7 protein-coding genes are annotated in these 8,119 nt (G+C 64.2%); 6 read left to right on the top strand and 1 reads right to left on the bottom strand.

The window, feature by feature from the left end; translation table 11 throughout:
* The first annotated feature begins 163 nt into the window (after window positions 1–163).
* A complete protein-coding gene (locus HMPREF3048_RS08445) occupies window positions 164–1,258 on the top strand; it encodes a Fic family protein (protein WP_246818881.1) in 1,095 nt (364 codons plus the stop codon).
* A gap of 229 nt (window positions 1,259–1,487) precedes the next feature.
* On the opposite strand, the gene HMPREF3048_RS08440 is transcribed toward HMPREF3048_RS08445, so the two are convergent.
* Window positions 1,488–2,858, bottom strand: coding sequence for an FAD-dependent oxidoreductase (locus HMPREF3048_RS08440; protein ID WP_070771861.1), 1,371 nt, complete (start codon window positions 2,856–2,858; stop codon window positions 1,488–1,490).
* 272 nt (window positions 2,859–3,130) lie between these two features.
* On the opposite strand from HMPREF3048_RS08440, the gene HMPREF3048_RS08435 reads away from it, so the two are divergent.
* The 5 genes from HMPREF3048_RS08435 to HMPREF3048_RS08415 are packed head-to-tail and all read left to right on the top strand — an operon-like array spanning window position 3,131 to window position 8,118.
* Window positions 3,131–4,798, top strand: a complete 1,668-nt coding sequence (locus tag HMPREF3048_RS08435; protein ID WP_070771860.1) for a nitrite/sulfite reductase — start codon at window positions 3,131–3,133, stop codon at window positions 4,796–4,798.
* Window positions 4,795–5,052 carry a hypothetical protein gene (locus tag HMPREF3048_RS08430; RefSeq protein WP_070452160.1) on the top strand — a complete coding sequence of 86 codons (258 nt, stop codon included), beginning with the start codon at window positions 4,795–4,797 and terminating at the stop codon, window positions 5,050–5,052. The genes HMPREF3048_RS08435 and HMPREF3048_RS08430 overlap by 4 nt, the downstream gene beginning before the upstream one ends.
* Entirely contained in the window at window positions 5,049–5,825 is a 777-nt protein-coding gene (locus HMPREF3048_RS08425) for a phosphoadenylyl-sulfate reductase (RefSeq protein WP_070771859.1), read from the top strand. Before HMPREF3048_RS08430 ends, HMPREF3048_RS08425 begins: the two co-directional genes overlap by 4 nt.
* Window positions 5,826–5,863: 38 nt before the next feature.
* Window positions 5,864–6,784, top strand: coding sequence for a sulfate adenylyltransferase subunit CysD (gene cysD / locus HMPREF3048_RS08420; RefSeq protein ID WP_070771858.1), 921 nt, complete (start codon window positions 5,864–5,866; stop codon window positions 6,782–6,784).
* Window positions 6,784–8,118 (top strand): sulfate adenylyltransferase subunit 1, encoded by a 1,335-nt coding sequence (locus tag HMPREF3048_RS08415; RefSeq protein ID WP_070771857.1) that lies wholly within the window; start codon window positions 6,784–6,786, stop codon window positions 8,116–8,118. Before cysD ends, HMPREF3048_RS08415 begins: the two co-directional genes overlap by 1 nt.
* The last annotated feature ends 1 nt before the right edge of the window (window position 8,119 follow it).

The following is an 8,119-nucleotide window of genomic DNA, read 5'->3' as shown; positions in this document are numbered from 1 at the left end:
TACAGGGTGCGCCGTTGCAAAACCCCAGGTCGCGGTCCGGTGGTTGGTGTAAAAGACGATATCGCCGTTTGGGCTGTGGTTGTAGCAGCGGTCCGCGGGGTGCGTCATGTCGATTTTGCAACAAAAAATCGACACATCGCGCGGACGTGTTTATTCTTTCGACATGACTGGAAACACAGCGGCGTTCGACCCTGCGAAGCCGTACAACGATCTTCCGCCGCTGCCACCACAGCACACGCTTGAGACCGCAAAGGTGCTCAAGGCTGTTATCGACGCTCGCAGCGAACTGGCCGCCCTCAACACCGCATGCCGGTTGATCCCGAACCCGGAGATCATCACCTCCACTATCCCGTTGCGTGAGGCGCAGGCATCGACAGAGATCGAAAACATTGTGACCACGAACGATGAGCTGTTCCGGGCTCAGTGGAGCATCGATCTGGAGCCTACGCCGGCAACCAAGGAAGCGCTGCGCTACCGCGATGCTCTGCGGCGCGGCGTGGACCTGATCGTGGATAGGCCGGTGTCGGAGAAGGTTGCGGTTGAGGTGTGCTCGACCCTGCAGGGTGGGCAGGCCACGCTCCGCTCAACACCGGGTACCTACATCGGCGACCCGGTCACGGGCACGCGCGCGTACACCCCACCCGAAGGCCTCGACGTGCTGCAACGCCACCTTTCGGCGTGGGAACGCTACATCTACTCGGACCACGGGTTGGATCCGCTGGTGTTGATGGCGGTGACGCATTACCAGTTCGAAGCTATCCACCCGTTTTACGACGGCAACGGCCGCATCGGCCGCATCCTCAACATCTTGTTGTTGCTGCAAGAGAAGGTGTTGTCACTGCCGGTGCTGTATCTGTCAGGGACGATCGTCGATAGGAAAGCGGAGTATTACCGGCTGCTGCGCGCGGTCACCGCAGACGGTGGGTGGGAGCAGTGGATCCTGTTCATGGTCAACGCGGTGACTGAGTCGGCCCGGAGCACAAGCTTGCTTATCGACGACCTCCGCACCCTCCAGGACACCACCACCGCCCGTGTCCGCGAAGCCGGCATCTCGCCAGCAGCCGAACTGGCGGAGCTGCTGTTCGTTCAGCCGTATGTCCGCATCACGGACGTGATCGATGCGGGACTGGCGAAGCGGCAGACAGCATCGATGTGGCTGTCGCAGCTGGTCGGGGCCGGCATCCTCGAAGAACAGAAGGCGGGGCGGTCGAAGGTGTTTCTGAACACGGCAGCGCTCGAGGTGCTGACCCGACGCTAAACCCCGATATCGTCTTTTACAGGGTGCGCCGTTGCAAAACCCCAGGTCGCGTCTCGCCGATCGGTGCAAAAGACGATATCGCCTTTTTGGCTGTGGGGGCCGCTACGGTGCGCGGGCGCGTCATGTCGATTGGGCAACGAAAAATCGACACGTCGCGCGGACGTGTCGATTCGGTGTACATCAAGCGGTGCGCGCTGTTGGGTGTGCGCGGGCCGCGCACCACACGGCGTTACTCGCCGGCGCGGGAGTGGCCCAGCATGTCTTCCCACTCGACGATCTTCTTGCGCTCACGCGGGAAGGTCGGGTCGGCGGCGCCGAGGGCGCGCTCGGCCTCGTCGAGTTTGTACCAGCCGGCCCAGGTGGCGTAGTCGATGCCGCGCTCGCGAAGCAGGTCGAGGATCTCGTCCTTGCCGGTGTGGGTCGGTGCGGCGAGCTTGCCGGCGTCGGCGTCGGCGATGAGCATGTCGGTGGTTTCCTTCGCGTCCGACTTGGTGTTGCCGATCAGGCCGACCGGGCCGCGCTTGATCCAGCCGGTGACGTACAGCTTCTCCTCCGGTGCGGCACCCTCTTCGGCGGTGACCAGGACGCGGCCACCGTCGTTAGGAATGACGTGGCGCTCGAGGTCGAACGGGACGCCCTCGACCGGCTCGGAGCGGTAGCCAACGGCGTGGTAGACCTGCTGGACCGGCCAGTCGGTGAACTTGCCGGTGCCACGGATGCCACCCTTGCCGTCGAGTTCCTGGCGCTCGGTGCGCAGGCCGGTGATGTTGCCGGCGTCGTCGGTAAGCACCTCGACCGGTTCCTCGAAGAAGTGGATGTAGATCTTGTGCGGGGAGTCGTCCGGCTCGCGCATGGCGTACTGCTCAAGCACTTGGCAGTTGAGGTCGATGGATTTGTCGGCGCGACGGACCTCTTCGGAGAGCTGGTCGTAGTCGATGTCCTCCGGGTCGACGAGCACCTGGATGGTGTCGGACTCGTCGAGTTCGCGCAGTTCCTTCGGGGTGAACTTCGCCTGGGCGGGGCCGCGGCGGCCGAACATGTGGACCGTCTCGGCCTGGTTCTTCTTCAGGGACTCGTAGACGTTGTCCGGGATCTCGGTGACGGCGAGCTCGTCGGCGGTCTTGGCCAGCACGCGGGAGATATCCAGGGCCACGTTGCCCACGCCGATAACGGCGACTTCCTTGGCCTCGAGGTTCCAATCGCGCTCGAAGCGCGGGTTGCCGTCGTAGAAACCGACGAACTCGCCAGCGCCGATGGATTTGTTGCCGCCCGGGATGAGCAGTTCACGGTCGCGTACAGCGCCGGTGGAGAGGACGACGGCGTCGTAGTAGTCGCGCAGCTCGTCGATGGTGATGTCGCGGCCGACGGTCACGTTGGCGATAAGGCGCAGGTTGTCTTTGTCCAGCACGTTGTGCAGGGATTTCACAATGCCCTTGATGCGCGGGTGGTCGGGCGCAACACCGTAGCGGATGAGGCCGAACGGGGCGGGCATCTGCTCGAAAAGGTCGACGTGGATGTCGTGCTCTTCGTTGCGGATGAGCAGGTCAGAGGCGTAAATGCCGGCGGGGCCGGCGCCGATGACGGCGACGCGCAAGCTCATAGGTGATGGTCCTTTCGCAAAAGGGGAATTTTTTCGATGACCGACACTATAGCGCATAGACAGATCGGTCTTAAAGTGTCAGCGATTTACATTCGTGTTTCGCGGGACAAGTAAAACAGGCCTTGATGGACGCGGTCAACCTATTACATTCACGCGCTTAACCGGCAGTTTCGGCGTTTTGGTTGTGCTAGACAGGCCGGTACGGCATGCTTGCCCATCAACACCGAAATGAACAGCATCGCCGAACCGACCGGTCTACTTTTGGAGGGCCCGTGACCGCACCAACGAAAACCGCGAAACCGCGCGCAAAGAAGCCGCAGGGGCAATGGCTTATCGACGGCACCGCGCCGCTCAACCACGATGAAGAAATCAAGCAGGCGTCCCCGGTCCTCGACGTGAAGCAGCGTGTGATCGATACCTATTCCAAGGGCGGCTTCGACTCGATCGATCGCGAGGACCTGTACCCGCGCTTCAAGTGGCTTGGCCTGTACACCCAGCGCAAACAGAACCTGGGTGGCGAGTTCACCGGCGAGGACAACAAGGTGCTTGAGGACAAGTACTTCATGATGCGCATCCGTTTCGACGGAGGCATCTGCTCCACCGCGCAAGCCCGCGCCGTCGGGGAGTTGTCCCGCGATTACGCCCGCTCCACGGTGGACCTGACGGATCGGCAGAACATCCAGTTCCACTGGGTGCGCATCGAGGACGTCCCGGCGATCTGGGAGAAGCTGGAGGCGAACGGCCTGAACACCTGGGATGCCTGCGGGGATGTGCCGCGCGTGATCCTAGGCTCGCCGGTGGCCGGCATTGCCAAGGATGAGATCATCGACGCCACGCCCGCGATTCGGCAGATCCAGGAGATCGTTACCGCAGAGGAGTTCCAAAACCTGCCGCGTAAGTTCAAGTCCGCCATTTCCGGCAATGCGCGCCAGGACGTGGTCCACGAGATCAACGATCTTGCCTTCATTGGTGTCGAGCACCCCGAGCTCGGCCCCGGTTTTGAGTGCTATGTGGGCGGAGGCTTGTCGACGAACCCGATGCTGGCACAATCCCTCGGCGCCTTTGTCACCCTCGAGCAGGTCCCGGACGTGTGGGCGAACGTGGTGCGCATCTTCCGCGACTACGGCTACCGGCGCCTGCGCAACCGTGCCCGTCTGAAGTTCCTCGTGGCCGAGTGGGGTGTGGAGAAGTTCCGCGAGATCCTCGAAGAGGACTATCTGGGATACAAACTCCCGGACGGCCCGCACGCCCCGAACAACCTGGTAGACCGCGACCACATCGGCGTGCATGAGCAGAAGGACGGCAACCTGTACATCGGTGTGAAGCCGACGCTGGGCCACATGTCGGGCGAGCAACTCATCGCCCTGGCTGACCTGGCGGAGAAGTACGGCGTGACGGATCTGCGCTTCACCCCGTTCAAAGAGGTGTTGCTGCTTGGGGTCGAGCCGGGTGCCGTGGAAAACCTTCAGGCGGATCTGGAGGAGATGGGCCTGTACTCCAAGCCGAGCGAGTTCCGCCGCGGCCTGCTGTCGTGCACTGGCCTGGAGTACTGCAAGTTGGCGCACGTGACCACCAAGTCCCGCGCCATCGAACTCGCCGATGAGTTGGAGGAGCGCTTCGGGGACCTGGATTCGCCGATCACCATTTCGCTCAACGGTTGCCCGAACGCCTGCGCCCGCCACCAGGTCTCCGACATCGGTTTGAAGGGCCAGATGGTGGATAACGGCCACGGCGAAAAGGTCGAAGGCTTCCAGGTACACCTTGGCGGCACGATCGGCGAGGGCGCGAACTTTGGCCGGAAACTGCGTGGTCACAAGGTGTTGTCCAGTGAGTTGACGGAGTATGTGGCCCGGGTGGTGCAGCGCTTCGTCGATAAGCGTGAAGGCGCTGAGACCTTCCGCGACTGGGTCGCGCGCGCCGACGAGGAGGACCTGCGATGAGCTTTCGCCGCGAACCAAACCCGAACCGCAACTTTCCCACCTTCTGCCCCTACTGCGGTGGCGAGGACCTGTGGCCGAACGAACAGACCGAATTCGCGTGGAAGTGCTGCGAATGCCTCCGCATCTTCGAGGTGAAGTTCCACGGACAGGACGACCCGCAAGGCGCGCCGTCGAAGGCGCCATCCACGGAAGAAGCGCTGCAGGCCTCGCTCGCACGCCACGGCCACACCGGCGCATTGAAAGGCAACCAATGATTAACCTGCTCAACCAGCCCAGCGACTTCCGCGACCCCGATATCAGCCCCGACGGCCCGACAACGACATCGCCGCTGCCCGAAGAGGTGGCGCAGCAAAACGCATTGCTTGTCGACGACTGGGCCGCCCAACTCCACCACGCCCCCGCCTCCGAGATTCTCCAGTGGGCGAACGAATACGCGCCGGGGCCACTCGTGGTGACCCTGTCTATGGAAAACACGGTGCTCGCCGAACTTGCGCAGCGTCACCTGCCCGGCGCGGACTTTCTGTTCCTGGATACCGAGTACCACTTCCCGGAAACCCTTGAGGTGGCCGACCAGGTGGAGGCACGCTACCCCTCACACCGCTTGGTGCGGGCGAAGGCGCAACTGACCCGCGCACAGCAGGACGAGACGTACGGGCCGAACCTGTACCTGCGCGCCCCGGGTGCGTGCTGCCGCATGCGCAAGGTCGAGCCGCTGGCGGTGCATATGAGCCCGTACGCCGGCTGGATCACCGGGCTGCGCCGCGCCGACGGACCCACCCGCGCCGACGCGCCCGCGCTCAGCCTCGATGCAACCGGCCGGTTGAAGATCTCCCCGCTGGTCACCTGGTCCCTGGAGGACACCGCCGCATTCGAGCGCGACAACGACCTGATCATCCACCCGCTGACCCGACAGGGCTACCCCTCCATCGGCTGCGCCACCTGCACCCTGCCCGTGGCGGAAGGGGAGGACCCACGCGCCGGGCGCTGGGCGTTTGCCACCAAGACAGAGTGCGGCCTGCACGAGTAGCCGAGAAGCGCAACAACCGGACAACAAGGAGCAACACAATGACGCAAGCAACGGCAACGGCAACGCAGCTATCGCCGCACCTGAAGGATTTAGAAAACGAGTCGATCCACATCATCCGCGAGGTGGCGGGGCAGTTCGACAAGATTGGCCTGCTGTTTTCCGGCGGGAAGGATTCCTGCGTGGTGCTGGAACTAGCGCGCCGCGCGTTTTACCCGGCTAAGCCGCCGATTGAGCTGCTGCACGTGGATACGGGGCATAACTTCCTGGAGGTGATTGAGTTCCGGGATGGTGTCGTCGATAAGCATGGGCTCCGTCTGCGAGTCGCGCATGTGCAGGATTGGATCGACCGCGGTGACCTGCAAGAACGCCCCGACGGCACCCGTAATCCGCTGCAAACCGTGCCGCTGGTGGAAACCATCGCCGAGGTCGGATACAACGCCGTGCTGGGCGGGGCGCGTCGCGACGAAGAGCGTGCCCGCGCCAAAGAACGCGTCTTCTCCGTCCGCGACTCCTTCGGCGGCTGGGACCCGCGCCGCCAACGCCCCGAACTGTGGGACCTTTACAACGGCGCGACCCTGCCCGGCGAAAACGTCCGCGTCTTCCCAATTTCCAACTGGACCGAAGCCGACGTGTGGGAGTACATCGGCGCGCGTGGCATCGAACTGCCATCCATCTACTACGCCCACGACCGCGAAGTGTTCAGCCGCGACGGTATGTGGCTCACCCCCGGCGAATGGGGAGGCCCCCGCGACAGCGAACAGCTTCACACGCGCCGGGTGCGCTACCGCACCGTCGGCGACATGTCCTGCACCGGCGCCGTCGACTCCGACGCCGAAACGATCGACGAAGTCCTCGTCGAGATCGCTAACTCCACCCTGACCGAACGCGGCGCAACTCGTGCCGACGACCGCCTGAGCGAATCCGCCATGGAAGACCGCAAGAAGGAAGGCTACTTCTGATGACCGCCCCAACCATCGCACCCGCTACTACCTCCGAAAACGCCCCTGAAACCGGCGCTGCCGAAACTGCCACCGCCGCACTGTCCGCCCGCGAGACGCTGCGCCTGTGCACCGCCGGCTCCGTCGACGACGGCAAGTCCACCTTCGTCGGCCGCCTGCTGCACGACACAAAGTCGGTGCTCGCCGACCAACTCGCCTCCGTGGAGCGCACCTCCGCCGACCGCGGCTTCGAGGGCCTGGACCTGTCGCTGCTGGTTGATGGCCTGCGCGCTGAGCGCGAGCAGGGCATCACTATCGACGTGGCCTACCGCTACTTCGCCACCGACAAGCGCACGTTCATCCTCGCCGACACCCCAGGCCACGTGCAGTACACGCGCAACACCGTCACCGGCATGTCCACGTCGCAAGTGGTGGTGCTGCTTGTCGACGCCCGCAACGGCGTCGTCGAACAAACCATCCGCCACCTCACCGTGGCCAAACTGCTCGGCGTGCGCACCGTGATCTTGGCGGTGAACAAGATCGACCTCGTTGATTATTCGCAGCAGCGTTTCGACGAGATCAAGGCCGAATTCGACGCCAAGGCCGGCGAACTCGGCATCGAGGAGCCGCACGTCGTGCCGATTTCCGCGCTGCGCGGCGATAACGTCGCGGAGCGCAGCGACGCGACGCCCTGGTACACCGGCCCGACCGTGCTCGAACTGCTGGAGAGCATCCCGGTACAGCGCGGCCGCGCCGATGACCTGGACTTCCGTTTCAACATCCAGGTCGTGCTGCGTGAACACGCCTCCGACTACCGTGCCTACGCGGGCCGCGTCAACGCCGGATCGATCACGGTTGGCGACGAGATCCTCGCCCCCTACGGCCGCACCACCACCGTCGCCGGCATCGACACCGCCGACGGCCCCGTGGACACCGCCCATGCCGGCGACTCCGTGGCGCTGCGGCTCACCGACGACATCGACCTCACCCGCGGTGACCTGCTGGCCTCCGGCTCACGCCCCGAGGATGTGCGCGAGTTCGACGCCACCGTCGTCGGCCTCAACGAGAAGGACCTGCGCGCAGGCCAAGCTGTGAAGCTGCGCATCGGCACTGCGTTCGTCCGCGCCCGCGTGGCCAGCGTCGAGCGCGTCCTGGACATCGACGGCGCCGAAGGCGACAACACCGCAGCCGAGGCAGTCGCACTCAACGACATCGCGCACGTGACCATCCACACCGCCGACGAACTGCCCGTCGAGCAGTACGCAGCCCGCGGTGCGGTGGGCAACTTCCTCCTTGTCGACCAGGCAAGTGGGAACACGTTGGCGGCTGGGCTCGTCGGAAAGCGCCTGCGGTAAC

The organism is Corynebacterium sp. HMSC075D04 (genome assembly GCF_001815635.1).
GTDB lineage: Bacteria > Actinomycetota > Actinomycetes > Mycobacteriales > Mycobacteriaceae > Corynebacterium > Corynebacterium coyleae.
The sequence above is the reverse complement of the archived record's forward strand: the minus strand, read 5'-3'. Positions and strand labels throughout refer to the sequence as shown.

What these genes read in the sequence shown, in the direction of transcription:
- HMPREF3048_RS08440 (WP_070771861.1), bottom strand. Translation starts at nt 2,858, where the DNA reads ATGAGCTTGCGCGTCGCCGTCATCGGCGCCGGCCCCGCCGGCATTTAC.
- HMPREF3048_RS08425 (WP_070771859.1), top strand. Translation starts at nt 5,049, where the DNA reads ATGATTAACCTGCTCAACCAGCCCAGCGACTTCCGCGACCCCGATATC.
- HMPREF3048_RS08415 (WP_070771857.1), top strand. Translation starts at nt 6,784, where the DNA reads ATGACCGCCCCAACCATCGCACCCGCTACTACCTCCGAAAACGCCCCT.
- HMPREF3048_RS08445 (WP_246818881.1), top strand. Translation starts at nt 164, where the DNA reads ATGACTGGAAACACAGCGGCGTTCGACCCTGCGAAGCCGTACAACGAT.
- HMPREF3048_RS08430 (WP_070452160.1), top strand. Translation starts at nt 4,795, where the DNA reads ATGAGCTTTCGCCGCGAACCAAACCCGAACCGCAACTTTCCCACCTTC.
- cysD (WP_070771858.1), top strand. Translation starts at nt 5,864, where the DNA reads ATGACGCAAGCAACGGCAACGGCAACGCAGCTATCGCCGCACCTGAAG.